General features: G+C 62.7%; 24 protein-coding genes. 20 read left to right on the forward strand and 4 right to left on the reverse strand.

The window, feature by feature from the left end; genetic code table 11:
• Positions 1-74: 74 nt before the first annotated feature.
• The 11 genes from mmsA to NO932_RS02835 all read left to right on the forward strand — a co-directional run bounded on the left by mmsA (position 75) and on the right by NO932_RS02835 (position 13,100).
• Complete coding sequence (mmsA, locus tag NO932_RS02785; RefSeq protein ID WP_309209502.1) at positions 75-1,607, forward strand: multiple monosaccharide ABC transporter ATP-binding protein; 1,533 nt, start codon at positions 75-77, stop codon at positions 1,605-1,607.
• A gap of 36 nt (positions 1,608-1,643) precedes the next feature.
• Positions 1,644-2,840 (forward strand): multiple monosaccharide ABC transporter permease, encoded by a 1,197-nt coding sequence (gene mmsB / locus NO932_RS02790; protein WP_375142870.1) that lies wholly within the window; start codon positions 1,644-1,646, stop codon positions 2,838-2,840.
• A gap of 39 nt (positions 2,841-2,879) precedes the next feature.
• A complete protein-coding gene (araD1, locus tag NO932_RS02795; RefSeq protein ID WP_309209506.1) occupies positions 2,880-3,878 on the forward strand; it encodes an AraD1 family protein in 999 nt (332 codons plus the stop codon).
• A 13-nt stretch (positions 3,879-3,891) separates the two neighbouring features.
• Positions 3,892-5,634, forward strand: coding sequence for an L-arabinonate dehydratase (gene araD / locus NO932_RS02800; RefSeq protein ID WP_309209507.1), 1,743 nt, complete (start codon positions 3,892-3,894; stop codon positions 5,632-5,634).
• Entirely contained in the window at positions 5,634-6,557 is a 924-nt protein-coding gene (locus NO932_RS02805; protein WP_309209508.1) for a Gfo/Idh/MocA family oxidoreductase, read from the forward strand. The genes araD and NO932_RS02805 overlap by 1 nt, the downstream gene beginning before the upstream one ends.
• 286 nt (positions 6,558-6,843) lie before the next feature.
• Positions 6,844-7,869 (forward strand): TIGR03557 family F420-dependent LLM class oxidoreductase, encoded by a 1,026-nt coding sequence (locus tag NO932_RS02810; RefSeq protein WP_309209509.1) that lies wholly within the window; start codon positions 6,844-6,846, stop codon positions 7,867-7,869.
• Positions 7,866-8,669, forward strand: a complete 804-nt coding sequence (gene cofE / locus NO932_RS02815; protein WP_309209511.1) for a coenzyme F420-0:L-glutamate ligase — start codon at positions 7,866-7,868, stop codon at positions 8,667-8,669. Before NO932_RS02810 ends, cofE begins: the two co-directional genes overlap by 4 nt.
• Positions 8,670-8,806: 137 nt before the next feature.
• On the forward strand, positions 8,807-9,865 hold the full coding sequence (locus tag NO932_RS02820) for a putative F420-0 ABC transporter substrate-binding protein (RefSeq protein WP_309209513.1): 1,059 nt from the start codon (positions 8,807-8,809) through the stop codon (positions 9,863-9,865).
• A gap of 328 nt (positions 9,866-10,193) precedes the next feature.
• On the forward strand, positions 10,194-11,252 hold the full coding sequence (locus NO932_RS02825; RefSeq protein ID WP_309209515.1) for a putative F420-0 ABC transporter permease subunit: 1,059 nt from the start codon (positions 10,194-10,196) through the stop codon (positions 11,250-11,252).
• Positions 11,249-12,022: an ABC transporter ATP-binding protein gene (locus NO932_RS02830; protein WP_309209517.1), complete on the forward strand. Its 774-nt coding sequence runs from the start codon at positions 11,249-11,251 to the stop codon at positions 12,020-12,022. The genes NO932_RS02825 and NO932_RS02830 overlap by 4 nt, the downstream gene beginning before the upstream one ends.
• Positions 12,023-12,098: 76 nt before the next feature.
• Positions 12,099-13,100: a TIGR03842 family LLM class F420-dependent oxidoreductase gene (locus NO932_RS02835; RefSeq protein WP_309209519.1), complete on the forward strand. Its 1,002-nt coding sequence runs from the start codon at positions 12,099-12,101 to the stop codon at positions 13,098-13,100.
• A 207-nt stretch (positions 13,101-13,307) separates the two neighbouring features.
• Here the strand turns inward: NO932_RS02835 and argE are convergent, their stop codons facing one another.
• The 4 genes from argE to eutB form a co-directional block, all read right to left on the reverse strand.
• On the reverse strand, positions 13,308-14,474 hold the full coding sequence (argE, locus tag NO932_RS02840; protein ID WP_309209522.1) for an acetylornithine deacetylase: 1,167 nt from the start codon (positions 14,472-14,474) through the stop codon (positions 13,308-13,310).
• 185 nt (positions 14,475-14,659) lie between these two features.
• Positions 14,660-15,844, reverse strand: coding sequence for a M24 family metallopeptidase (locus tag NO932_RS02845; RefSeq protein ID WP_309209524.1), 1,185 nt, complete (start codon positions 15,842-15,844; stop codon positions 14,660-14,662).
• A 32-nt stretch (positions 15,845-15,876) separates the two neighbouring features.
• Positions 15,877-16,869 carry an ectoine utilization protein EutC gene (eutC, locus tag NO932_RS02850; RefSeq protein ID WP_309209526.1) on the reverse strand — a complete coding sequence of 331 codons (993 nt, stop codon included), beginning with the start codon at positions 16,867-16,869 and terminating at the stop codon, positions 15,877-15,879.
• Positions 16,869-17,861, reverse strand: a complete 993-nt coding sequence (gene eutB, locus NO932_RS02855) for a hydroxyectoine utilization dehydratase EutB (RefSeq protein WP_309209528.1) — start codon at positions 17,859-17,861, stop codon at positions 16,869-16,871. The genes eutC and eutB overlap by 1 nt, the downstream gene beginning before the upstream one ends.
• Before the next feature lie 396 nt (positions 17,862-18,257).
• Between eutB and ehuB the strand changes: the two genes are divergently transcribed.
• The 9 genes from ehuB (at position 18,258) to NO932_RS02900 (ending at position 24,891) form a co-directional block, all read left to right on the forward strand.
• On the forward strand, positions 18,258-19,127 hold the full coding sequence (gene ehuB, locus NO932_RS02860; RefSeq protein ID WP_309209530.1) for an ectoine/hydroxyectoine ABC transporter substrate-binding protein EhuB: 870 nt from the start codon (positions 18,258-18,260) through the stop codon (positions 19,125-19,127).
• A 101-nt stretch (positions 19,128-19,228) separates the two neighbouring features.
• Positions 19,229-19,900, forward strand: coding sequence for an ectoine/hydroxyectoine ABC transporter permease subunit EhuC (gene ehuC, locus NO932_RS02865; RefSeq protein ID WP_309209532.1), 672 nt, complete (start codon positions 19,229-19,231; stop codon positions 19,898-19,900).
• Positions 19,901-19,904: 4 nt separating this feature from the next.
• Positions 19,905-20,597 carry an ectoine/hydroxyectoine ABC transporter permease subunit EhuD gene (ehuD, locus tag NO932_RS02870; RefSeq protein ID WP_309209534.1) on the forward strand — a complete coding sequence of 231 codons (693 nt, stop codon included), beginning with the start codon at positions 19,905-19,907 and terminating at the stop codon, positions 20,595-20,597.
• Positions 20,594-21,373 carry an ectoine/hydroxyectoine ABC transporter ATP-binding protein EhuA gene (gene ehuA, locus NO932_RS02875; RefSeq protein WP_309209536.1) on the forward strand — a complete coding sequence of 260 codons (780 nt, stop codon included), beginning with the start codon at positions 20,594-20,596 and terminating at the stop codon, positions 21,371-21,373. Before ehuD ends, ehuA begins: the two co-directional genes overlap by 4 nt.
• 161 nt (positions 21,374-21,534) lie before the next feature.
• A complete protein-coding gene (locus NO932_RS02880) occupies positions 21,535-22,059 on the forward strand; it encodes an Lrp/AsnC family transcriptional regulator (protein WP_309162737.1) in 525 nt (174 codons plus the stop codon).
• Between the two features lie 61 nt (positions 22,060-22,120).
• The gene (locus NO932_RS02885) at positions 22,121-22,402 is read left to right on the forward strand and encodes a type II toxin-antitoxin system ParD family antitoxin (protein ID WP_309209538.1); all 282 of its coding nucleotides are present in this window, start codon (positions 22,121-22,123) and stop codon (positions 22,400-22,402) included.
• Positions 22,399-22,704 (forward strand): type II toxin-antitoxin system RelE/ParE family toxin, encoded by a 306-nt coding sequence (locus NO932_RS02890; protein ID WP_309209540.1) that lies wholly within the window; start codon positions 22,399-22,401, stop codon positions 22,702-22,704. The genes NO932_RS02885 and NO932_RS02890 overlap by 4 nt, the downstream gene beginning before the upstream one ends.
• Positions 22,705-22,871: 167 nt before the next feature.
• Positions 22,872-23,285 (forward strand): DUF4260 domain-containing protein, encoded by a 414-nt coding sequence (locus NO932_RS02895; RefSeq protein WP_309209541.1) that lies wholly within the window; start codon positions 22,872-22,874, stop codon positions 23,283-23,285.
• Between the two features lie 115 nt (positions 23,286-23,400).
• Positions 23,401-24,891, forward strand: coding sequence for an NAD-dependent succinate-semialdehyde dehydrogenase (locus NO932_RS02900; RefSeq protein ID WP_309209542.1), 1,491 nt, complete (start codon positions 23,401-23,403; stop codon positions 24,889-24,891).
• Positions 24,892-24,969: the final 78 nt, after the last annotated feature.

Below are 24,969 nucleotides of genomic sequence, written 5' to 3' on the forward strand. Positions count from 1 at the left end.
CTCCTCCAAGCCTCGGACGCGGCACTGTTTCGTGCCGCGTCCATTTCGTTTCCGATGCAAAAGATGCGTAGGCCATGACCTCCATTCTCGAAATGCGCGGCATCACCAAGAGCTTTCCGGGCGTCAACGCGCTTGAAAACGTCAATCTGGCGGTCGAACGCGGCGAAATCCACGCACTGGTGGGCGAGAACGGCGCCGGCAAATCGACGCTGATGAAGGTGCTCTCGGGCGTCTATCCTTCCGGCGAATATGAAGGGCAGATCATCTTCGAGGGTGAGGAAAAGCACTTCCATTCCATCGCCGAGAGCGAGCGCTGCGGCATCGTCATCATCCATCAGGAACTGGCGCTCGTCCCGCTACTCTCGATTGCCGAAAACATTTTCCTCGGCAATGAGCGCGCCAGCAATGGCGTCATCGATTGGGGCGAAACCTATCGCCGCACCGAAGAGCTGTTGCAGCGCGTTTCGCTCAAGGAATCCCCGCGAACTCGTGTCACCCATCTGGGACTGGGCAAGCAGCAATTGGTCGAAATCGCCAAGGCGCTCTCCAAAGAGGTCAAGCTCTTGATCCTCGATGAGCCCACGTCATCGCTCAACGAAACCGATAGCCAGGCCCTGCTCGCACTGCTTGTGGAACTCAAGGGCAGGGGAATTTCCTCTATCCTCATTTCCCATAAGCTCAACGAGATTTCCCAGGTCGCCGATCGCATCACAGTGCTGCGCGATGGTCACACGGTTTCCACCCTCGATTGCCACACGGCCGAAATTTCCGAAGCCGATATCGTGCGCGATATGGTCGGTCGCCCCCTCAACGACCGATTTCCGCCGCGCGATCCGCAAATCGGCGAAGTGCTGTTCGAGGTCAGAAGCTGGACGGTGCATCACCCCATCCACTCCCATCGCAAGGTGGTCGACGATGTGAGCTTTTCGGTCCGCGCCGGCGAGGTCGTGGGGATCGCCGGGCTCATGGGAGCAGGGCGCACCGAACTCGCCATGAGCCTGTTCGGCAAATCCTATGGCGACCACATTTCCGGGGAAGTTCTGCTCCACGGCAAGCCCGTCGATACCTCGACCGTTGAAAAAGCCATCACCAACCGCATCTGCTACGCCACCGAAGATCGCAAGACCTATGGCCTCGTCCTCGATCAGGCGATCCGCGACAACGTCCCCCTCGCCAATCTCAAGGGCATCGCCAACGGCATCGTCGTCGATAGCCACAAAGAGCGCGAGGTCGCCGAGCGCTACCGCAAACTGATGGCCATCAAGAGCTCGGGGATCGGACAGAAAACCGTCAATCTTTCGGGCGGCAACCAGCAGAAGGTTGTGCTTTCCAAATGGCTCTATGCCGAGCCGGAAGTGCTGATCCTCGACGAGCCCACGCGCGGCATCGATGTCGGCGCCAAATACGAAATCTATTCGATCATCAACGATCTGGCGCGCCAGGGTAAGGCCATCGTCCTGATCTCGTCCGAGATGCCCGAATTGCTGGGCACCTGCGACCGCATCTACGTCATGAACGCCGGCCGCTTCGTGGGCGAATTGCCCATCGCCGAAGCGAGCCAGGAAAAGATCATGTCGATGATCCTGAAAACCGCCAAAGCCGCGTGACCGCCACCCCGTATCTGGAATGCTTCCATGAGTGACATGACCCAATCCTCGGCCCAGGCGCAAAAACCTCAATTCGCCTCACTGGGCTATATCCGCACCCATATGCGTGAATACGGCATCCTGTTTGCGCTGATCGCCATCATGGTGTTCTTCCAGATCGCGACGGGCGGCATTCTCTTGCGTCCGGTCAACATCACCAATCTGGTGCTGCAGAATTCCTATATCATCATCATGGCCGTCGGCATGCTGCTGGTGATCGTCGCCGGCCATATCGACCTTTCCGTAGGCTCGGTCATGGGCTTCGTCGGCGCGCTTTCGGCCGTGCTGATGGTCGATTTCAACATCCACTTCATCCCCGCCGCCCTCATCTGCTTGCTGATCGGCGCCGCCATCGGCGCCATCCAGGGCTATTGGGTGGCGTATTGGAAAATCCCCAGCTTCATCGTCACCCTGGCCGGCATGCTGGTCTTCAAGGGCTTGATGATGGTGATCCTCAAGGGCCGCTCGCTGGGCCCGTTCCCCGATGAATTCCGCCTGATCGCCTCTGGCTTCATCCCCGATATCGCCGCCATCGAAGGCTTCCACCTGCTCTCGATGCTGCTCGGTGTCGCGGTCGCCGCCATCCTCGTCTGGCTCTCCATCCGCGCTCGCGCCAAGGAGGCAAAGCATGGCGTGCCCGACGAGCCCTTCGCCTTCTTTGTCGGCCGCAACATCCTCATTGCCGGCGCCGTGCTCTGGCTGGTCTATCTGCTCGCCACCTCGCGCGGCCTGCCGAATGTCTTCATCATCATGGCGGTGCTGATCGCCGGCTATTCGTTCATCGCCAAGCACACCACAATCGGTCGCCGCATCTACGCGGTGGGTGGCAACCAGAAGGCCGCCAAGCTCTCGGGCATCAATTCCGAACGGCTCACCTTCCTCGTCTTTGCCAATATGGGCATGCTTGCCGCTTTGGCCGGCCTGGTCTTTGCCGCCCGCCTCAACATGGCCACACCCAAGGCCGGCGAAACCTTCGAACTAGACGTTATCGCCGCAGTCTTTATCGGCGGGGCGTCCATGGCGGGTGGCGTGGGCACCATCGTTGGCGCGGTGATCGGCGCGTTCATCATGGGGGTGATGAACAACGGTATGTCCATCATGGGCATCGGCATCGACTGGCAGCAGATGATCAAGGGTTTAGTGTTGCTCGCTGCGGTGCTGTTCGACGTTTACAACAAGAACAAGGCCGCCTGATTTTCGGGCCGACCGCTTACCTTGCTGGAGTGTATCCAAGTGCTGCTTTCTCAGATCGTCGATACGAGCGGATCCCACTGTGTCGTGATGCGCCAGGACAACGAGGCCAGGATCGTCCTCGGCGCCGATTCGATCCTCACCCTGGCCAAGCGCGCCATGGCCAAGGCCATGCCGCTTGCCGCCCTGATCGAAGAGCAGGGGCTAGGCGAAATTGTCGACCTTGAGGCAGCCTATGCCGAAGGCAGGATGCTTGCGCCTATCGCGCCCGAGGAGCCTTCTCGCCTGCACCTCACCGGCACGGGATTGACCCATCTGGGCTCGGCCGCAACGCGTAACGCCATGCACCAGAAGGCCGGCGCAGAGGAAAACCTGACCGATTCCATGAAGATGTTCCGTCTCGGGCTCGAAGGCGGAAAGCCTCAGGGCGGCAAGACGGGCGTGCAGCCCGAATGGTTCTATAAGGGCAACGGCCACGCCCTCGTCGCGCCGGGTAAGCCGATCATCTCCCCCGGCTTTGCCCTCGATGCGGGCGAGGAACCCGAAATCGCCGGCATCTATATCGTCTCCTATGAGGGGGTTCCGCACCGGATCGGCTTTGCCCTGGCCAATGAGTTCTCCGACCACGTCACCGAGCGGCAGAACTATCTCTACCTTGCCCACTCCAAGCTGCGTCCCGCCTCGATCGGGCCGGAAATCCTCGTAGGCGATCTTCCTGCCCATGTGGAGGGAACCTCGCGCGTCATCCGCAACGGCGCCGTGCTGTGGGAAAAGCCGTTCGTATCGGGCGAGGACAATATGAGCCACACCGTGGCCAATCTCGAGCACCATCACTTCAAATACGAGATCTTCCGCAAGCCGGGCGATATCCACGTCCACATGTTCGGAACCGCGACCCTGTCGTTCGCCGACGACATCCGCACGCAGGGGGGCGACATTTTCGAGATCGAGGCGGCTCCGTTCGGCCTGCCGCTCAGAAATCCTCTGACCATCGATACGACACGTCCCGCCGACGCGCCGGTCACGGTTGCCAAACTCTAGGGGTAGCGCAGGGATGACGTTCAAGAAGGCTCAATGGCCGCGCCCGTTGCGGTCTGCCCATTGGTTCGGCGGCGCCAGCCGCGACCATATCTATCACCGCTCCTGGATGAAGAACCAGGGCCTGCCCGCCGACCTCTTCGACGGCCGCCCGGTGATCGGTATCTGCAACACCTGGTCGGAGATGACCCCCTGCAACGCCCATCTGCGCGACCTCGCACAGCGGGTAAAGCACGGCATCTACGAGGCCGGCGGCCTGCCGCTCGAATTTCCGGTGTTCTCCACCGGCGAGAGCGCCCTGCGCCCCACCGCCATGATGTACCGCAATCTCGCCGCCATGGATGTCGAGGAAGCCATCCGGGCCAATCCCTGCGACGGCGTCGTGCTGCTCGCCGGCTGCGACAAGACCACCCCGGCGCTTTTGATGGGCGCCGCCAGCACCGACGTGCCCTCGATCCTGGTCTCTGGCGGTCCCATGCTCAACGGCCACTGGCGCAACCAGTCGATCGGCTCGGGCACCGCCCTCTGGCAGATGAGCGAAATGGTCAAGTCGGGTGAATTGACCCAACTCGATTTCCTCGACGCCGAACAGGCCATGTCCCGCTCCCCCGGCTCGTGCAACACCATGGGCACGGCGTCCACCATGGCCTCGATGGCCGAAGCGCTCGGCATGGCGCTCTCGGGCAATGCCGCCATTCCGGCGGTGGACAGCCGCCGCCGTGTCATGGCGCAACTGACTGGCCGGCGCATCGTCGAAATGGTCAAGGATGATCTGAAGCCTTCCGATATCCTCACCAAGCAGGCTTTCGAAAACGCCATAATGACCAATGGCGCCATCGGTGGTTCTACCAATGCGGTGATCCACCTCCTCGCCATCGCCGGCCGCGTTGGCGTCGATCTTTCTCTCGATGATTGGGACCGGCTGGGCCGCGACATCCCCACCATCGTCAACCTGATGCCCTCGGGCAAATATCTGATGGAGGAGTTCTTCTACGCCGGCGGCCTGCCGGTGGTGCTGAAATCGCTCCTTGATGGCGGCAAGCTCCATGGCGATGCGCTGACGGTTTCCGGCAAGCCCATCGCCGCCGAGATCGAGCACGTCAAGAACTGGAATCCGGAGGTCATCCGCCCCGTCGACCAGGCTCTCACCTCCCATGGCGGTATCGCGGTCTTGAAGGGAAACCTCGCCCCCAACGGCGCGGTGCTCAAGCCCTCTGCCGCCAGCGAGCACCTGATGGTCCATCGCGGCCGCGCCGTGGTCTTCGAGGACATCGACGACTACAAGGCCAGGATCAACGACGAGAACCTCGATATCGACGAAACCTGTGTCATGGTCATGAAGAATTGCGGTCCGCGCGGCTATCCCGGCATGGCCGAAGTGGGCAATATGGGCCTGCCGCCCAAAGTGCTGCGCAAGGGCATCAAGGACATGGTGCGCATTTCCGATGCCCGCATGTCCGGCACCGCTTACGGCACTGTCGTCCTCCACACCTCCCCCGAAGCCGCCGTCGGCGGGCCCTTGGCCATTGTCAAAACCGGCGATTACATCGAGATCGACGTTCCTAACCGGCGCCTGCATCTCGATGTTCCCGACGCCGAAATCGCCGAGCGGCTTCTCGCCTGGTCCCCGCCCGTCGAAAAGCCCGCCTCGGGTTATGCCCGTCTGTTCCATGAGCATGTGCAGGGTGCCGATACCGGTGCCGATTTCGACTTTTTGAAGGGCTGCCGCGGCCGCGAAGTGGGTAAGGACTCTCACTGATGGTCAGAAAGATCGCTATCGTCGGCCTGGGCAAGATCGCCCGCGACCAGCATGTGCCCTCGGTCGAAAAGAACCCCGATTTCGAGCTTGCCGCCACCGTCAGCCGCAATGCGCGCCTCGACGGTATCGACAGCTATGAAACGCTGGGAGAAATGCTCGCTGCGCGCCCCGATATCGATTGCGTGGCGCTCTGCACCCCGCCTCAGGTGCGCCGGCAATATGCGGTGGAGGCTATCGAGGCTGGCCGCCACGTGCTGCTGGAAAAGCCCCCCGGCGCTACCGTCGCGGAAGTGCAGTCGCTAGGGGCGCTGGCCGGCCGTCACGCCGTTACCCTCTTTGCCACTTGGCACTCGCGCTACGCCCAGGGCGTAGAGCCAGCCCGCAAATGGCTGGCCGACAAGACGATCGAGGCCGCCGAAATCGTCTGGCGCGAGGACGTCCGCCGCTGGCATCCGGGCCAGGACTGGATATGGTCTCCCGGCGGCATGGGCGTTTTCGACCCCGGCATCAACGCGCTGTCCATCCTCACCCACATCCTTCCCGCGCCCGTGCACGTCACCGCCGCGTCCCTCGATATCCCCTCTAACCGCCAAACCCCCATTGCCGCCCGTATCGATTTCCTGGCCGCCACCGGCCATCCTGTTACAGCCGATTTCGACTGGCGCCAAGAGGGCCCGCAAACCTGGGACATCACGGTCCGCACAACCTCCGGCACCCTCCATCTTTCGGCCGGCGGCGCTACCCTCACCATCGACGGCAATGAACACCTTGCCGCCCCCGATACTGAATATGACGGCATCTACACCCATTTCGCCCTCCTGCTCGCTGCCGGCGAAAGCGCGGTGGACCTCTCCCCCCTGCAACTGGTCGCCGACGCCTTCATGCTCGGCAATATCCGGCAGGTGGAGGAGTTTCACGACTAGCAACGCCAAGATTTCCCCCCACAGGTAGCCAACCATCCACTTCGTCGTCTTCGGGCTTGACCCGGAGACCCGCGAGGCTCCCACACCTTCAGCAGAAGTGGGTTCTCCAACGCCTACCGCACCCCTGGCAAGGGCTGCGGATTGTCGGGTCAGGTCCGACAATAACGATGGGATAGTACGGAACCAGCACCACCAAATAATTTTACCAAAAGGTCAAAATCACCCTCTGTCACTCTCCCCGCCTTTGTGATTGACTAATCCTCGGACGCACAGGGGAGTTCGCGGAATGTCGGTCTTCAAATCCGGACCCGAGGGCTTGATCGGCTATGCGGTAATGCTCGAGCAGTTCCATCCGCGAGACTGCGTCGAACTCACCGCCTACGCCGAACAAAAAGGCTTCAACGGCGCCATGGCCGCCGACCATTTCCAGCCCTGGGTGCCGCAGCAGGGCCAATCCGCCTTCGTCTGGAACGTTCTGACCGCCATCGGTGAGCGCACCAAGGGCGATATGGGCCCCGGCGTCACCACACCGACCTTCCGCTGGCACCCGGCCATGGTTGCCCAGGCCTCGGCCACCCTCGCCGCCATGTACCCCAATCGCCATTGGCTGGGCGTTGGGGCAGGGGAGGCGCTCAACGAAAGCTTCCTCGCCCAATACTGGCCTGACGCCGGCGAGCGCTCGGCCCGCATGTTCGAGGCCATCGAACTCATCAAGAAGCTTTTCGAGAATTCGGCCAGGGGCAAGGACACCAAGCACAAGGGCGAATACTACAAGATGGAGGCCACCCGCCTCTGGACCATGCCCGAAATCCCGCCGGAAATCCTGGTCGCCACCGCCGGCCCGATCAACGCCAGAAAAACCGGCAGGCTGGCCGACGGAATCATCACGGTCGGTGCCCCCCTCGAAAAGATCGAGATGCTGTTCGAAAAATTCTCCGAAGGCGCTCGCGAAGCGGGCAAGAACCCCGACACCATGCCCAAGATCCTCCAGCTTCATTTAAGCTGGGCGCCCACCTATGAAGAGGCGCTGGCCAACGCCATGACCGAATGGCCCAATGGCGGCATGAAATTCCCCAAGGCCGATATCCGCTCGCCCTTCGATTTCGAGCAGATGGCCAAGCTCGTCCGCCCTGAGGATTTCAAGGGTCGCATGGTGATTTCCGCTGATCCGGACGAACATCTCGAGCATATCGAAAAATTCGCCGCCTTCGGTTTCGATCGGATCTACCTGCACAATGTCGGCCGCAATCAACAGGAGTGGATCGATGTCTTCTCCGAAAAAGTCCTGCCCCGCCTGAGGAAAGCCAAATGACACCGCGGCTGACACTCTGGGGCATCGAAGGCATCCCCGAAGTTGCGCCGGGCGACGATCTCGTCGCGCTCATCACGACGGCGATCGATGCCATGGCAAAAATCGATCCCGAGGCGGCGTTGGCCGACGGCGATATTCTCATCGTCACCTCCAAGATTGTCTCCAAGGCCGAAGGCATGCAGGTCCCGCTCGAAGCACGCGAACTGGCGATTGAAGAGGATACCGTCCGCATCGTAGCCGAACGCGCCCATCCGGGCGGGATCACCAAGATCGTCGAAACCCGCCAGGGCCTCGTCATGGCCGCCGCCGGCCTCGATACCTCCAACGTTCCCGCTGGCCAGGCCCTGCGCCTGCCGCGCGATCCCGACGCCTCGGCCAAAACTCTCTGCGCAGGACTGCGCGAAAGAACCGGCAAGCGCCTCGGCGTCATCGTCACCGATACGCTCGGCCGCCCCTGGCGCGTCGGCCAAACCGACGCGGCCATCGGCGCCGCCGGTGTCCATCTCGTCGACGATCTACGCGGTGGCGTCGATGCCAATGGCCGCCCCCTGAGCGCCACCGTCACCGTTCTCGCCGACGAACTCGCCGCCGCGGCCGATCTGGTCAAGGGCAAGGCATCCCGCATCCCGGTCGCGGTCGCCCGCGGCCTCTCCCGCCTGGTTATCGGTCTCGATAGCCCCGGCGCCAAAACCCTCGCCCGTCCTGCCCAGGACGACATGTTCCGCCTCGGCTCGTCCGAGGCTTATCGGCAGGGTTATGAGGCCGCGATGCGGGAGATGACCAAGGAGCCTGCGAAATGAGTACCCATACGCCCCTTGGTGCTTGTGGCGCACCCCTCACCCCCATCCCCTCTCCCTCAAGGGGAGAGGGGGGCTTTTCCCGCGAACGCTTGCTCCAGGCTACCCTTCTCCCCTTGAGGGAGAGGGTGGGCTTTCGCTTGAAAAGCGAAAGGTCGGATGAGGGGTGTTCTGAGCTGGCCATTTCCACCATCACCCGCCAAAAGCTACCCTTCTCCCCTGGTGGGAGAAGGTGCCCCGAAGGGGCGGATGAGGGGGGTGCAGCGTTTGCCAAATGCGCAACGCTCACGATTGCCATAACCGCTCTTTTTGCCACCCCAGCCCTCGCCACCGACTACCCCCTCACCATCGAAAACTGCGGCACCACCGTCACCTTCACCGCGCCCCCAGAGCGCGTCGTCACCATCAAATCCACCGCCACCGAAATGCTCCTCGCCCTCGGCCTGGGCGACAGGATCGTCGGCGTGGGCTTCCAGGACGGGCCCGTGCCCGAACAATGGGCGCCCGCAACCTTTCTTCCCGTCCTCGCCGACCGCGTCCCCAGCCAGGAGGTGGTGCTCGAAGCAGAACCCGATTTCGTCTATGGGGGCTGGGAAAGCAGCTTTGCCGCCGATGCCGCCGGCGAGCGCGACAGCTTGCACGCCCTTGGCATCGCCACCTATGTCGCCCCCACCGCCTGCCGCTCGACCGGCACGCCCGAAAAGCTCTCCTTTGAGGATGTCTTCGACCAAATCCTCGAAATGGGCATGATCTTCGACGTTGAGGACCGTGCCGCCGAACTGGTCGATCAGCAGCGCGCCCTCCTGGCCGAGATCAAACCGGCGTCCAATCTCACCGGCGTCTGGTATTCCTCGGCTACCTCCACGCCCTATGTCGGCGCTGGCCTCGGCGGCCCGCAGATGACCATGGACGCTCTAGGCATCACCAACATCTTCTCCGAAGTCCAGGACACCTGGACCTCGGCAAGCTGGGAAGCCATCGTCGATCAGAACCCCGACGTGATGATCCTCGTCGATGCCGAATGGAATTCGGTGGATCAGAAAATCCGCCTGCTCAACGACAACCCCGCCACCGCCAACATGAGCGCGGTGCAGAACGCGCGCTATCTCACCATCCCGTTCCCCGCCGCCGAACCCGGCGTCCGTTCCGTTCCGGCGACTGTGGAACTGGCCAACCAACTGACTGGGCTGGATTTCTAGCCATGGTCGCCGCCGCACTCGGTTGCTCTGCGCAAAACTTCTTTAGTGGTGGCGGTAGTGTTGCGGATTCTCGGGCCAAGCCCGACAATGACGAGGGGGTGTGGCGACTGGGCGGCCCCCAGTACGCGTCACCATATTGTTTCGCTCCATCCTCTCACCCTCGTCGTCCTCGAGCTCGACCCGGGGACCCGCAACGCGGCCACGAATCCAGAAGATGTGGCCTCCACCGCTCCGCTGGCAAAAACCGGGGTCCAGGTGGCTCTATAGTCCGTCCAACCTATGGGCGGCCCCCATTGCGTCGCGGAGCGAACACGCGGAGCCATCACTGATGGTCGCCGCCCCGCTCGGCCTCTCCGCCCTCACTCCCGCCGCCCTGCGAAGGCTGCGCTTCCACGCTTGGCTCGCCGGCCTCACCATTCTCCTGGTCCTCTCGATCACTCTCGCGGTCACGGTCGGCCCCGCCGATATCAGCACCGGCGATGTCTGGGCCGTCATCGCCCACCGCCTCGGCCTCGTTCCCGACAGTCCCGTCTCGGTCCTGCGTGAGGGCATTGTCTGGGAGCTTCGCCTGCCACGCGTCCTTTCGGCCGCCTTGGTAGGCGCCGGCCTTGCCATTTGCGGCGCCGTGATGCAGGCGCTGACCCGCAATCCCTTGGCCGATCCATACCTGCTCGGCATCTCCTCGGGGGCCTCGGTCGGCGCCGTCGCCATGCTGCTCTTCGGGGCCACGCTGCTTCTCCCCGCCGGCGCCTTTCTCGGTGCCCTTGCCGCCATGGGCCTCACCCTCGGCCTTGCCCGTGCGCTCGGCGCCATCACCGCGTCGCGGGCGATCCTTGCCGGCCTTGCGGTTTCGGCCCTCGCCTCGGCGCTGACCTCTTTCCTCATCTTTTCCACCGCCACCGGAGATTCCTACCGCGAGATTCTCTCCTGGCTCATGGGGTCGCTCGCGGGCATGCGCTGGTCCGATACCGGCCTTGCCGCTATGGTTTTCGCGGCGGTGGGCCTGCCGCTGCTGGCCTCCGGCCGTATCCTCGACGGCTTCGTTTTCGGGGACACCGCCGCCCGTGTGCTTGGCATCGATGTTGAACGCACCCGCTGGTTGATGCTTGGCGCTACCGCGCTTCTCACCGGCGTTCTCGTCGCCATTTCCGGCTCCATCGGCTTTGTCGGCCTCATCCTTCCCCATGCGGTGCGGCTGGTCGCCGGTGGACGTCACCGCCATCTGCTGCCGCTCGCCGCGCTCGCCGGCGCGGTCTTCATGGTCTGGACCGACACTGCCGCCCGCACCCTGTTCGACCCGCGCGAACTTCCGGTCGGTATCGTCACCGCCATGATCGGCGCGCCCGCCTTTTTCCTCATCCTCCTGCGCAACAGGCGGGCGACATGAGCCTTGCGGTCGAAAGCGCCAGCCTCGCGATAGACGGCAAACAGATCCTCGATGGGGTCAGCTTCACCCTCCAGCCGGGCCGCCTCAACGCCCTGATCGGCCCCAATGGCGCGGGCAAGTCCACGCTTTTGCGCGTCATTCTCGGTTTCGAACCTGCTGCCAAGGCTCATGTCACCTTCGAAGGCCACGACCTCCACGCCCTGCCGCGCAAAATTCGCGCCCAGCGCGCCGCTCTCGTCGAACAGGCGGTCACCACCGATCAACCCATCGATGTTCATGATGCCGTCATGCTCGGCCGTCTGCCGCATCAGGGCCTGTGGTCCGCCGATACCGAGACGGACGATGAAGCCGTCGTTGCCGATGCTCTTGCGCGTGTGGGGATGACGGATTTCGCCACCCGCCGCTTTTCCACGCTTTCGGGCGGTGAGCAGCAGCGCGTCCAGATCGCCCGCGCCCTGGCGCAAAAGCCGCGCCTCCTGCTTCTCGACGAGCCCACCAACCATCTCGATCTCTCCGCTCAGGTCGCGGTTATGGAAATCCTGCGCGCCCTTGCCGAAGAGGGGCTCACGATCCTCGTCACCATGCATGATCTCAATCTGACCGCGGCCTGGTTCGATCACGTGATCGCCCTCGACAAGGGCAGGGTGGTGCGGGAGGGCGCGCCCGATGCCGTCATCGATGCAGCCTTCCTCGCGCGCGTCTATGGCGTCACCGCCACCATCGTTCCCAATCCCGCCTCTGGCCGCCCCATGATTGCTTACGGCCCCTGAACGATTGCTCTTGCCGGGCAGGAAAAAATTTGATCATCTGGTCAAATTCGCCAGTTTCAGAGGGGGAACTTCGGCCATGGAATTCGGGATCACCTTCAAAGGCTTCGTTGAGCACGATCGGGCGCGCTATCTGATCCAGGCCGCCGAATATGCCGGCTTTTCCTATTGCTGGTTCTACGATTCCCACATTCTCTGGCGTGATCCCTATCCGGCCATGGCCATGGGCATGGAGTGGACCCAATCCATGCGCTTTGGTCCGCTCGTCACCAATCCCGATGTGCGCGATTGGTCGGTGGCCGCCTCGCTGTTCGGCTCGCTTGCCAAGCAGAGTGGGGGCCGCTTCGATCTTGCCGTGGGGCGCGGCGATTCCTCACGCCGCGTCATGGGCCACAAGCCCGCTACGCTCAAACGCGTCGCCGAATTCATCGAAAAGACCAAGGCCATGGTGCGCGGCGATGAGGTGACTTATGGCGAAGTTCCCAACCCCGTCCAGTTTCCCTGGGCCGTTGGCCACGAAATCCCGAGCTGGATCGCCGCCTATGGCCCGCTGGCGCTGAAGACCGCCGGCGAAAGCGCCGATGGCGTCGTCCTCCAGATCGCCGAGCCGGGCCTGTGCAGATGGTTCACCGACCAGTGCCTTGAAGCGGGCCGCGCCGCCGGCCGCGACATGAGCGCCTATCGCTCCATGGCCGCCGCCCCCGCCTATTTCGGCGACAGACAACGCGCCATCGCCGCCACCCGCTGGTTCCCGGCCATGGTCGGCAATCACGTTGCCGATATCGTTGAAAAATACGGCGCCGATACCGACAAGGTCCCTGCCAGCCTCACCTCTTATATCGAAGCCCGTCGCGGCTATGATTATTCAAAGCACGGACAGTCCGATAACCCCTATCTCGATTTCATCACCGACGACATCGTCGAAAGCTTCTGCGTTTTGGGCGAGCCCGAGGACCACATCGCCAAGATTCGCGACCTGGAAGCGGCCGGCGTCACCCAATTCAACATCTACCTCGACAGTGGCGACGAAGAAGAAATCATCGCGCGTTATGGTCGAGAGGTGATCCCGGCGTTTCGGTGACACAATTCAGCGGGGCGGTTGCTGAAACTCAGCGCCCCCCTCACCCCCGTCCCCTCTCCCACCAGGGGAGGGGGGCTTGGGGTTGCGCTTGAGTTCTTGCTGAAGCGCTGCCACAGACTACCCTTCTCCCCTGGTGGGAGAAGGTGCCCCGAAGGGGCGGATGAGGGGGCGCTGAGCTTCAGCATACGCCGCCGGTAGCGAATTCGCCTACCCCTGCTTCTCCAGCCCCTCGATCATCGTCAGGCACGCGCTGAGCTGATCGAGCTCCACGAACTCATCGGGCTTATGCGCCTGCTCGATCGATCCGGGCCCACACACCACAGTGTCGATCCCCAGCTCCTGAAACAGTCCCGCCTCGGTGGAAAACGATACGCATTCGGCCGGCTCGTCATTGCCGGTCAGCGCCCGCACCAGTTCCACCGCTTCGGACCGGCTCATCGGCTCGAGCCCCGCAACCTCCCCGATCGTCTCGGTGATCACCGCCGCGTCGGGATGCACCGCCTGCATGCGCGGCAGCAGCACGTTCTCCACAAATCCTCTGATTTCGTCGTGGGTGAAGGTGAAATCGGCCCCGTTCACCGGCCGGAACTCCCACTCCACCGAGCACGAGCCGGCAATGATGTTGCGCGCGATCCCGCCCGCCATTTTCCCGATCTGGATCGTCGACCAGGGCGGATCGAACCGGCTGCCCTCGGGCGCCCGCGTCTTGAGCGCTTCGCCCACCTCAAGCAGCTTGCTTACGTAGTGGACGGCATATTCCACCGCGTTGACCCCGCGCTCGGGCATGGAGCCGTGACCCTCGAGCCCCGTGAAATGGGTCGTATATTCACAGCACCCCTTGTTGCCCTCGATGATCTTCATCATCGTCGGCTCGCCAATGATGCACATGGCCGGCTTGCGTCCCACCGCCTGCAATTCCTTGAGCATTACCTGGGCGCCCAGACAGCCCACCTCCTCGTCATAGGTGAACGCCAGGTGGATCGGCCGTTTCAGGCCAATCTCCTGGAAATAGGGCGCAAAGGCCAGCGCGCAGGCGATGAACCCCTTCATGTCGCACGCCCCACGTCCATAAATGCGCCGGTTCCGAAGCGTCGCGGTAAACGGGTCCGAACTCCATTCCTGTCCCTCGACCGGCACCACGTCGGTGTGCCCCGAGAGCACGATCCCCCCATCCATATCCGCCGGCCCCAGGGAGGCAAAAAGGTTAGCCTTGTTGCCTTCGGGATTGAGCGTCAGATAGGTCCGCGTCCCGATCTGGTCGAGCCGGTGATTGATATAGGCGATCATCTCCAGATTGCTCTCGGACGAAACCGACTGAAAGCCGATCAGGTCCGCCAGGATTTCGAGTGTTTCGCCAAGCAGTCTATGGGCCAAAATTGCCTCCAGAATTCTCTCGTTCGAGTCGACCCCTCACCCGCCTGCCGGCCGCCCTCTCCCAGAGGGCGAGGGCTAATTTTGTCGCGGCGATCCGTTCAACCCCACGTCCGAGGACGCCACCGCCTGACTCCCTCTCTCCGCTGGGGAGAGGGTTGGGGTGAGGGGCGCCACACGCTCATGCCCTACTGTTTCACACACAATTCCCGCGGCACATTGGCCAGGCATTCCGGCCCGCCGATATCGGTGATCCGCATGGTTTCGGTGATCTCCAGCCCCCATTCGGGCGTCCAGATGGCCGGCATGAAGTGGAACACCATGTTGGGCCGCAAAACCGACCGGTCTCCTGGGCGGATGCTCATCGTGTGCTCGCCCCAATCGGGCGGATAGGAGAGCCCCACCGAATATCCGGTGCGCGAGGTCTTCTCTACGCCGTACTTCCGCAGCACCCCGAAAAACGCCTCGGCGATCTCTCCGCAGGTATAGCCCGGCTTGGCCACCGCCATGCCCGCTTCCATGCCCTCGAGCACCGCTTCCTGCGCCTTGAGCATGTCCTTGGGTGGCTCGCCCAGGAACACGGTGCGCGAAATCGGGCAGTGATAGCGCTTGTAGCACCCGGCAATTTCGAAGAACGTGCCTTCGCCCGAGACCAGCTCCCGATCATCCCAGGTCAGATGCGCCGCCGCCGCGTCGCGCCCCGAGGGTGTCAGCGGCACGATGGCTGAATAATCCCCGCCATACCCGTCAGCGCCCAAAAGCGAAGCGTGGTAGATCTCGGCCACCAGCTCGTTCTTGCGCAATCCCGGACGGGTCACCTCGCGGATGCGGCTATGCATGGCTTCGACGATTCGCGCCGCCCGGCGCATGAATTCGATTTCCGCCTCCGATTTCACCGAACGCTGCCAGGTCACGACCGAAGTTGCATCGACCACGCTCACGCCTGGGATTTCCGCCCTCAGCGTTTCAAGGCATGCCGCGGTGAAATAGTAATTGTCCATTTCCACCCCGATGCGGCGCCCGTCCCAGCCCTTGTCGCGCAACACCCCGCACAGATGCACATAAGCGTGCTTTTCCGGGTTCTGCACGAAATCGTCGGGATAGGCGTAGATGGAGTCGGTGGAAAGCCAGGTGGTCTTTTCCGCTCCCACCGCATCCATGGGCCGCCCCCACCAGACCGGTTCGTCGGTCAGCGACACGATCACCGCCTGATGCACGTAAAAGCTCCACCCGTCATAGCCGGTGAGCCAGTGCATGTTGGAGGGGTTGGTGACGATCAATACGTCGATGCCCTGCGTCTGCATGGCGCGGCGCACCGCCTCCAGGCGTTCGTAATATTCGGGCAGGGTAAAGGGCAGGCGGGTGTTCGGCATTTGCCTTTGCGCTCCAGGGAAAGACCTGACGATCAGGTCGAGAATTTGGTGCCCGCGTCGCTCGTCCGCGCGCGGGTTCGGGCCAGGGCGGCGATCGCCGTGTCCTGCACGCCCGTGCCGGTCAGATCGGCATAGGTGATATCGGTCGCCGTCTGGCGCCCCGCCATGCTGCCGGCAATGATTTGCCCCAACTCGGCAAATCTCTGGTCGGGCGCCACGAACCCCGCATCGATCGCATGATGCAACTCCCCCAGGCGCCGCGTCTGGGCAAGGCTGTCGGCCACGTAAAGCTCAACGCGCGGCACCAGTGCCGGGTCGATCTCGTTCTTGTGCTCGGCGTCCGATCCCATGGCGGTCAGGTGCTGCCCGGGCGTCATCCACTCGGCCAGTATCAGCGGTTCCGTGGCCGGCGTCGTCGTCACTACGATATCGGCGCCACGCACCGCCGCCTCGGCAGTTTCGGCCGCCGTTACGTCAATCCCAAGCTCGGAAGAAGCCCGCCGCGCAAAAGCCTGCGCCTTTTCGGCATCCCGCGCCCAGATGCGCGCCGAATTGATGTCGCGCACCAGTGTCAGCGCTTCGAGCTGCATTCGCGCCTGCATCCCGGCCCCGATGATCGCAACCGATTGCGCATCCTCGCGCGCCAGGTGCCTTGCCGCTACCGCGCCGGCTGCCGCCGTGCGCACGTCGGTGAGGTATCCATTGTCGAGCAGCAGCGCCTCGACCAACCCGGTCCTGGCGGAGAGCACCACCATCAACCCATTGGTCGAGGGCAATCCGATCTTGGGATTATCGAAAAACCCGGGGCTCACCTTGATGGCAAAGCTCTCCACGCCCGGCAGGTAAGCCGTCTTGACGTCCACCTCGCCATTGGCATCGGTGATGTCGAGCCGCAATATCGGCGGCATCACCACCTTGCCCCCGGCCAGCGCCCGGAACGCCTGCTCGACGCAATCTATGGCCGCCAGATCCAGCCGCACGAGCTCGCGCAATTCCGCTTCGGTGAGGATCTGAATCTCCGCCATCACGCCAGCTCCCCGAACACCGGATGCGTGCCGGCGACGATCTGCCCATGCACGCCCATATCGATATTCTTGCCCGAAAGAACGACGGCAGTTGGGCCGACCGGCGCGAATTTCCCCGCCAGGATCGCCCCGATCCCCACGGCTGCCGCCCCTTCGATCACCTCGCGCTCCTCATTGTAGGCATGGGCAATCCCCGCCGCGATCTCCCGCTCGGTCAGCAGCACCGTCTCGTCCACCAACTCGCGCACCATGGAGAAGGTATGTCTGTTCTCCAGCCCGATCCCGCCGCCCAGCGAATCCGCCAGCGTTTCCAGCTCCTCCACGATCACCGGCTTGCCCGCCGCAAGGCAGGCCACCATCGCCGCCCCGCGCTCCATCGAAACCCCGATCACCCGCGTTTTGGGCGATAACGCCTTGACGGCCAGCGCCACCCCGGCGATCAGCCCGCCGCCCGAAAGCGGCACCAGCACCGCGTCGAGCGCGGGAACATCCTTGACGATCTCCAGGCCAAGCGTGCCCTGTCCGGCGATCACCTCGGCCTTATCGAACGGCGGGACCTCTATAAGTCCCTCCTCGCGGACCAGCCTGTCCACCTCGACCTGAGCATCGTCCTGGCTCATGCCGATGATCCGCGCATCGGCCCCCAGCGCCTTGATCGCCTCCACCTTGTTGGCGGGCACCAGCGAGGACATGCAGATCACCGCCCGTGACCCGGCAGCTTTGGCGGCATGGGCCAGCGCCCGCCCGTGATTGCCGGTGGACGCAGCCGCCACCCCGCGCCTGCGCTCGTCATCGGACAGCGCAAGCACGGCATTTGTCGCCCCGCGCAGCTTGAAGCTGCCGGTCAGTTGCTGGTGCTCGTTCTTGAGGAGGATCGGATGCCCGGTCCGTTGCGTCAGCGCGGCGCTTTGGGAAAGTGAAGTGCGGTGGACGAGGGAACCGATGCGCCTGCGCGCCTCCAGCACATCAACCATTGTCACGGCGTCGGCCATGCGCGGTTCCCCTAGCGACTTTTTATACACCCCGTCGCCGCCGGCCTATGCGCCTCGTTTCGGGCTTTTCCGGCGAATTCGATCTTTAGGACTATGCAGCCGCCCGAGCCGGCGGTCCTTCCAATTTGAGCGGCCGCTGGCAGATGGTCTTGCTGCCATCGCTCTCTCAAAAAGACGCATCGCCCCTCGACTTGTGGCCAGAAGTTGGCAACCCTTGAGCTCGTTCAAGCATTAACTGAACCGAACGCTTTGGTTCAGCAGTGATCGGATGGTTTTTGCTCCCCAATGTCACAGGGAGCGATGCCGTCCGTCTTGGGGTGATCTGGGCTGTTATTGCCGGTCATCTGCATAGCCCTGAATACAGACTCGAAAAAATTTCAAAGGACAGGAGCCGTTATGCGCAAGACAACTTCCAAAACTCTCAAGGCTGCCCTTCTCGCCGGCGCCGCTGCGCTCGGGCTGGCAGGGGCTGCCCAGGCCGCATCGCTCGCCGAAATTCAGGAGAGCGGCACCATCCGCATCGCTGTCGCCAACGAAATCCCCTATGGCTATGTCGATCCGGTGAGCGGGGAAACCATGGGCGCCGGTCCCGATGTCGCCAAGCACATCGTTGAACAGCTCGGCATCGAAAACATCGAGTGGGTCACCACCGAATTCTCGTCCCTGATCCCGGGCCTGCAGGCCGACCGGTTCGACATGGTCGCCGCCGAAATGGCCATCATTCCCACCCGCTGCGCGACCGTCATCTATTCGGAACCCAACACCTCTTATGGTGAGGGCCTGCTGGTCCCGGCCGGCAACCCCGAAGGGCTCAATTCCTACGAGCAGTTTGCCGAAAACTCCGATCTGACCGTCGCCATCATGGCCGGCGCCAACCAGCTCGACATGTTCCAGGCCCTCGGCGTTGCCGAGAACCAGCTCGTCACCATTTCGTCCAACGCCGACGCCATTTCGACGGTTTCGACCGGCCGTGCCGACGCTTACGCCGCCACCGGCCTCACCGCCAGCGAGCTGGCTGGCCAGAGCGATGCGGTGGAAGTCGCCGAAGGCTTCACCGACCCGGTGATCGATGGCGAGGAACAGCGTTCCTGGGGCGGTTTCGTCTTCGCCCAGGGCAATGAGGAACTGCGCGATGCGGTCAACGAGGTGCTGGCCGAATACAAGCAGACGCCCGAATGGGAAGAGGTCGTGACCGGCTACGGCTTCACCGACGCCGACGTCTCGCGCTCGTTCGATATGACCACCGCCGATCTTTGCGGCGAGTAAGCATAAGCGCCTTGGCGCATGACGTGATCTGGCCGGTGGGCGGCAACGCCCGCCGGCTTCCCGGTTGAGCTCAACAAGAACAAGAAGCCGAGACCGTATCCATGGATTGGACCGCTTATCTCAATCCCCTCATGCAAGGGGCTTGGGTCACCATAGAGCTCACCGTCTATTCGACGATACTGGGCGCCATTCTCGCTTTCGCCGCCGGCATCGGCAAACTCGCCCATAACCCGCTGATCAAATCCATATCGATCGCCTATATCGAGATCTTCAGGGGCACCTCGCTCCTGGTGCAGCTCTTCTGGCTCTATTTCGCCATGCCGGTTCTGGGGCAGGCGATCGGTATCGATTTGCGGCTTCCCCCCGTGGTGGCGGGCGTTTTGGCCCTGTCCCTCAACATCGGCGCCTATGGGGCAGAAGTGGTGCGCGGCGCCATAGAGGCTGTCTCGAAGGACCAGTACGAGGCGGCCAAGGCTTTGAATTTCACCCCGCGCAAGACGCTCTGGCGCATCGCGCTGCCCCAGGCCATCCCCGAGATGATGCCACCCTTCGGCAATCTGGCCATCCAGAATTTGAAGGACACCGCGCTCGTCTCGCTGATTTCGCTCTCCGATTTGGCCTTCCGCGCCGAGCAGTTACGCAATTTCACCCAGGATTCGACGACGATCTATACGATGACGCTGCTGATGTATTTCGGCCTCGCTCTCGTCCTGACCGCCATGATGAAGCTGCTCGAGCGGTTCGTTGGCCGCTGGCGCGCAGGAGCGAGGTAGCCCCATGCTGTTTGGAATCGAATGGGACACTACCAGCAACTGGACCTTCGCAATCTCCATCCTGCCCATTCTGCTGCGGGGCCTGTTGGTGACGCTGCAGGCCACGGTGGTCGGCTTTGCCATCGCCTTGGCGCTCGGGCTCGTCTGGGCAGCGCTCAAGTCGGTGCCGCTCAAGATCGTCTCCTGGCCCGTTGCGGTCATCGTCGAGTTCCTGCGCGACACGCCGCTCCTGATCCAGCTCTTCTTTCTTTACTACGTGCTGCCCGAATACGGCCTCATCCTCCCCGCCTTCCTGACCGGCGCCCTGGCGCTGGGGCTGCAATATTCGGCCTATACCTCCGAGGTGTACCGCGCCGGCATCGAGGCGGTGGCGCGCGGCCAGCATGAGGCCGCGCGGGCGCTCAACCTCAAGGGGTTGCGTACCTTCACCCATGTGATCGTTCCCCAGGCCATTCCGCGCATCGTGCCCGCCATGGGCAATTATCTGGTCTCGATCATGAAGGACGTACCGCTGCTTTCCGTGGTGACCGTTCTTGAGCTGCTGGGCGTCGCCCAGATCATCGGCGACCGCACCTTCAACTATCTCATTCCGCTCTCGATGGTGGGCGGCATCTATCTGATCATGACGTTGCTGGCCTCCGCTGCCGTTCGCCTTCTGGATCGCGCGTTGCCCAAAAGAGGAATTCCGCTCAAATGACCGACCCCATCATCAAGTTCGACAAGGTCGTCAAACGCTTCGACACGTTCACCGTGATCAACGAACTCGATTTCGAGGTTCAGCCGGGCGAAAAAGTCACCATCATCGGCCCCTCGGGCTCGGGCAAGTCCACCGTGCTGCGGATCCTGATGACCCTTGAGCCCATTTCGGGCGGCGTCGTTTATGTGGATGGAGAAACGCTCTGGCACGAGAAGGCCGCCGACGGCAGCCTCAAGCCGGCCAGCGAGGCCCATCTGCGCAGGATGCGCGAGAAAATGGGCATGGTGTTCCAGCAGTTCAATCTCTTCCCGCACATGACGGTGCGGCGCAATTTAACCGAAGCTCCGGTGCAGGTGCTCGGCGTTTCCAAGCCCGAGGCGAGGGAGCGCGCCGACGAATTGCTCGAAATGGTGGGGCTGACCGACCAGGCCGACAAATACCCGCACCAGCTTTCCGGCGGCCAGCAACAGCGCGTCGGCATCGCCCGCGCGCTCGCCATGCGCCCCAAGATCATGCTGTTCGACGAGCCCACTTCGGCGCTCGATCCCGAACTTGTGGGCGAAGTGCTCGGCGTCATCCGGCGCCTGGCCGAAGAGCACGACCTGACCATGCTTCTGGTCACCCATGAGATGAATTTCGCGCGCCAGATTTCCGATCGCGTTTGCTTTTTCGATCGCGGCAAGGTGCTCGAACAGGCTCCCCCCGAGGAACTGTTCACCAACCCCAAGGAAGAGCGCACGCGCGAATTCTTGAAAGCGGTTCTGGAAGGCAATTGAGGCGCAACAGGGTAGGGGCCTCTGCCTCGCCTCCTGTTGCCCGGGGTCACGCCGGGATCGCGGCCGCCGCAGCGCCCGCGGTTTAACCGCTGGCGGGCACCTGCATATTTTTTATCCGGGAGCGCTGGACGCCTGCCCCCCGGCGGATATAGCTTTGCGTCATGCACCAGCTTTTAGCCGCAAGGGGCGCTGCCATTCAAAAGGCTCAACTCAAGCTCGATGACCGGGACCTGAAAATCCTCTCGATCCTCCAGCGCGAGGGCCGCATACCCAAGGCTACGCTTGCCGAACGCGTCAATCTCACCCCCACCCCCTGCTGGGAGCGTTTGAAACGCCTCGAGGACGCGGGCATCATCGAAAGCTATGGCGCCCGCATCTCGCTTCGCGCCTTTGGGCCTCTGACCATCGTTTTCGTCCAGATCGAACTCGAAAGCCACCAGGCCGAGGATTTCACCCGCTTCGAGGCGGCGATCAAAAAGATCGACCAGATCGTCGAATGCTGGGCGGTGGGCGGCGGCATCGATTACATGGTCAAGGTCATCACCCGCGACCTCGAAGAATATCAGCGCCTGATCGAAAACCTCCTCGCCGCCCGCATCGGCGTCCGCCGCTACTATTCCTACGTCGTCACCGCCCCCGTAAAGGACACGCCACTCCCGGTCACGGCGATTGCCGAAGCGGGATAAGGGGCATTTGAAGTCCTAGTCAACTATGGTAGGATTTAATCCTACCATAGGAGTCGGGATCATGCGCACCACCCGCCAGATGAGCGTCACGCTTCCCAATGAAATGGCAGACATGGTCAAAGCCAAAGTGACTTCGGGCGAATATGCTAGCGAAAGCGAAGTCATTCGCGACGGCTTGCGGGTATTGGCCGCTCGCGAAAAGGCCATGGAGGCTTGGCTTCGTAATGAAGTCGTTCCTGCCTATGATGCCATGAAGGCTGACCCGGAACGCGGCTTTTCGGCTCAACAAGTGCGATCCAGGATCGCTGAGCTTCATCGGCGGACTGTCGAACAAAAAGGATGAGCGTTTATCGCGTAATCTATTCACCTGAAGCCGACAAAGATCTGGCCGATCTTTACCAATACCTCGCGACTGAGGCTTCGGCGCAAATAGCAAATGCGTATCTCGGTCGTTTAATGGACTTGTGCGAAACGTTGGCGCATCACCCGTACCAAGGCGTATCACGGCCGGATCTGCGCCCCGGCATCCGTATGCTGGCCCATAGACGGAACGTGATGATCGCATATTCTGTCTACGATGACCGGGTGGATATCATCGGTATCTTTAGCGGCGGGCGCGACTATTCAGCTATACTCCAGGACTAATCTGCAAAGCCGCGCTTCCCTCGTCCAAATGGGGCTGCAAGCTTAACGCATCCTAGAGCGTATCCAGCAAAAGTAGAAACGGTTTTACGGTTCGGACACGCGATAAAACAAAGGGTTAGAGCCAAGGATTTGATTCAATCAAATCCTGAACGGCTCTAGGATAACCAATGAACGATGCACCAAACCCCATCTCGCCTTCGGAAGGGGCCGCGACCGGAGGCGTGCGCCTGATGCTGCGGCTCGAGGGCCTGGCGGTCCTTGCCGCCGCCACATCGGTTTATTTCCTCGCCGGCGGCAATCCCTGGCTCTTCGCTATCGTCTTTTTCATGCCAGACCTCAGTTTTCTCGCCTATGTGATCAATGCGCGGGTCGGAGCGGCCGCCTACAATGCCGTACACACCTACATTCTGCCTCTGGCCCTGGCCGGTGCGGGCTGGAGCCTGGAGATCGAGCCCCTTTGGCAGATCGCCCTCATCGTTGCGGCCCACGCGGGCTTTGACCGAAGCCTGGGGTATGGGCTGAAATATGCGTCCGCCTTCTCCCACACCCATCTGGGCGCCATCGGCCGCAAGGCAGAGTAATTTTCGCCCCAACCCGCCCTCCACCAGCAGAACCATCGCCTCCGCGCCCCCAACTTTGGCGCCAGCCTCTCCCGGTTCCCCGATATGGTCGCGTCATCTCCTTGGAGTTTCCGCCATGTCGAGCCTGTCCGCCAAATACGCGCCTTCCGGCCTTGCCGCCGATCTCGCCGATCCCGAACTCCTGTGCCAGGCCGCGCATGTGGCGGGCCAGTTGGTCGCTTCGGACACGGGCGAGGATATCCCCGTCACCGATCCAGCAACCGGAGAAACCATCGGGTTCATTCCCGCGCTCTCCCCCGAGCAATCCCGCGCCGCCATCGATGCCGCCCAGCAGGCCTTCCTGCCGTGGTCCTCGCTGCTGCCGCAGGAGCGCTCCGCCATCCTGCGCCGCTGGTACGATCTGATCATGGACGCCCGCGAGGACCTCGCGCGTATCATGGTCGCCGAGCAGGGCAAGCCCATCACCGAAGCACGCGGAGAGATCGCCTATGCCGCTTCCTTCGTCGAATTCTTCGCCGAGGAAGCCAAGCGCCCCAATATCGAATCCGTCACTTCGCACCTCCCCGACGCGGAGGTCGAAATCTGGCGCGAACCCGCCGGCGTCGCCGCGCTGATAACGCCCTGGAACTTTCCCTCGGCCATGATCACCCGCAAGGCCGCCGCAGCGCTCGCCGCCGGCTGCACCTGCCTTGTGCATCCCTCCTCGGAAACCCCGTTCTCGGCGACTGCTCTGGCTATCCTCGCAGCCCGCGCCGGCATTCCCGCAGGCGCCTTCAACGTCGTCACCGGCAAGGCCGCCACGATCGTCGAGCCCTGGACTTCGGACACCCGCGTACGCGTCCTTTCCTTCACCGGCTCCACCGAAATCGGCAAGCTGCTGTACCGCCAGTCCGCCGATACGGTGAAACGCCTGGTGATGGAGCTTGGCGGCCATGCCCCCTTCATCGTCTTTTCCGATGCCGATCTCGATCAGGCGGTCGAAGAAGCCATCAAGGCCAAATTCGCCACCTCTGGCCAGGATTGCCTGGGCGCCAACCGCTTCCTGATCGACCGTCGCATCTACCGGGCCTTCTGCGACCGCTTCGTCGAGGCAACCGCCGCCCTCTCCATCGGCCCCGGCATCACCGATCCCGATATCGGTCCGCTGATGAACGAAAAGGCCGTGGCCAAGCAGGTCTCCCATGTGGAGGACGCGATAGCCAAGGGCGCCAAATGCCTCATTGGCGGCAAGGTGGACGGGCAGGGACCTTTGTTCTTCCAGCCCACCGTCCTCGCCGACGTCCCCACCGATGCGCTGATCATGGCTGAGGAAACTTTCGGCCCGGTCGCGGCGCTTTCCCCCTTCGACAGCGAGGAAGAAGCCATCGCCCGCGCCAACGCCACCGAATACGGGCTGATCGCCTACCTCCACACCATGGACCCCCGCCGCATCTACCGCGCCTCCCGCCAGCTCCAGTTCGGCATGGTCGCCGTCAACCGCACCAAGGTCACCGGCGCCCCCATCCCCTTCGGCGGTTTCAAGCAATCCGGCATGGGCCGCGAAGGCGCCCGGCTGGGCATGGAGGAGTTCACCGAGGTCAAATATGTCTGCCGCGACTGGGCGTAGCGCCGTGATCGCCACGTCCTCAGCACCTTCTCACCCCCGTCCTCTCTCCCATCAGGGGAGAGGGGGACTCTTGTTGCA

The organism is Pelagibacterium sp. 26DY04 (genome assembly GCF_031202305.1).
In the GTDB taxonomy this organism is placed as follows: Bacteria; Pseudomonadota; Alphaproteobacteria; order Rhizobiales; family Devosiaceae; genus Pelagibacterium.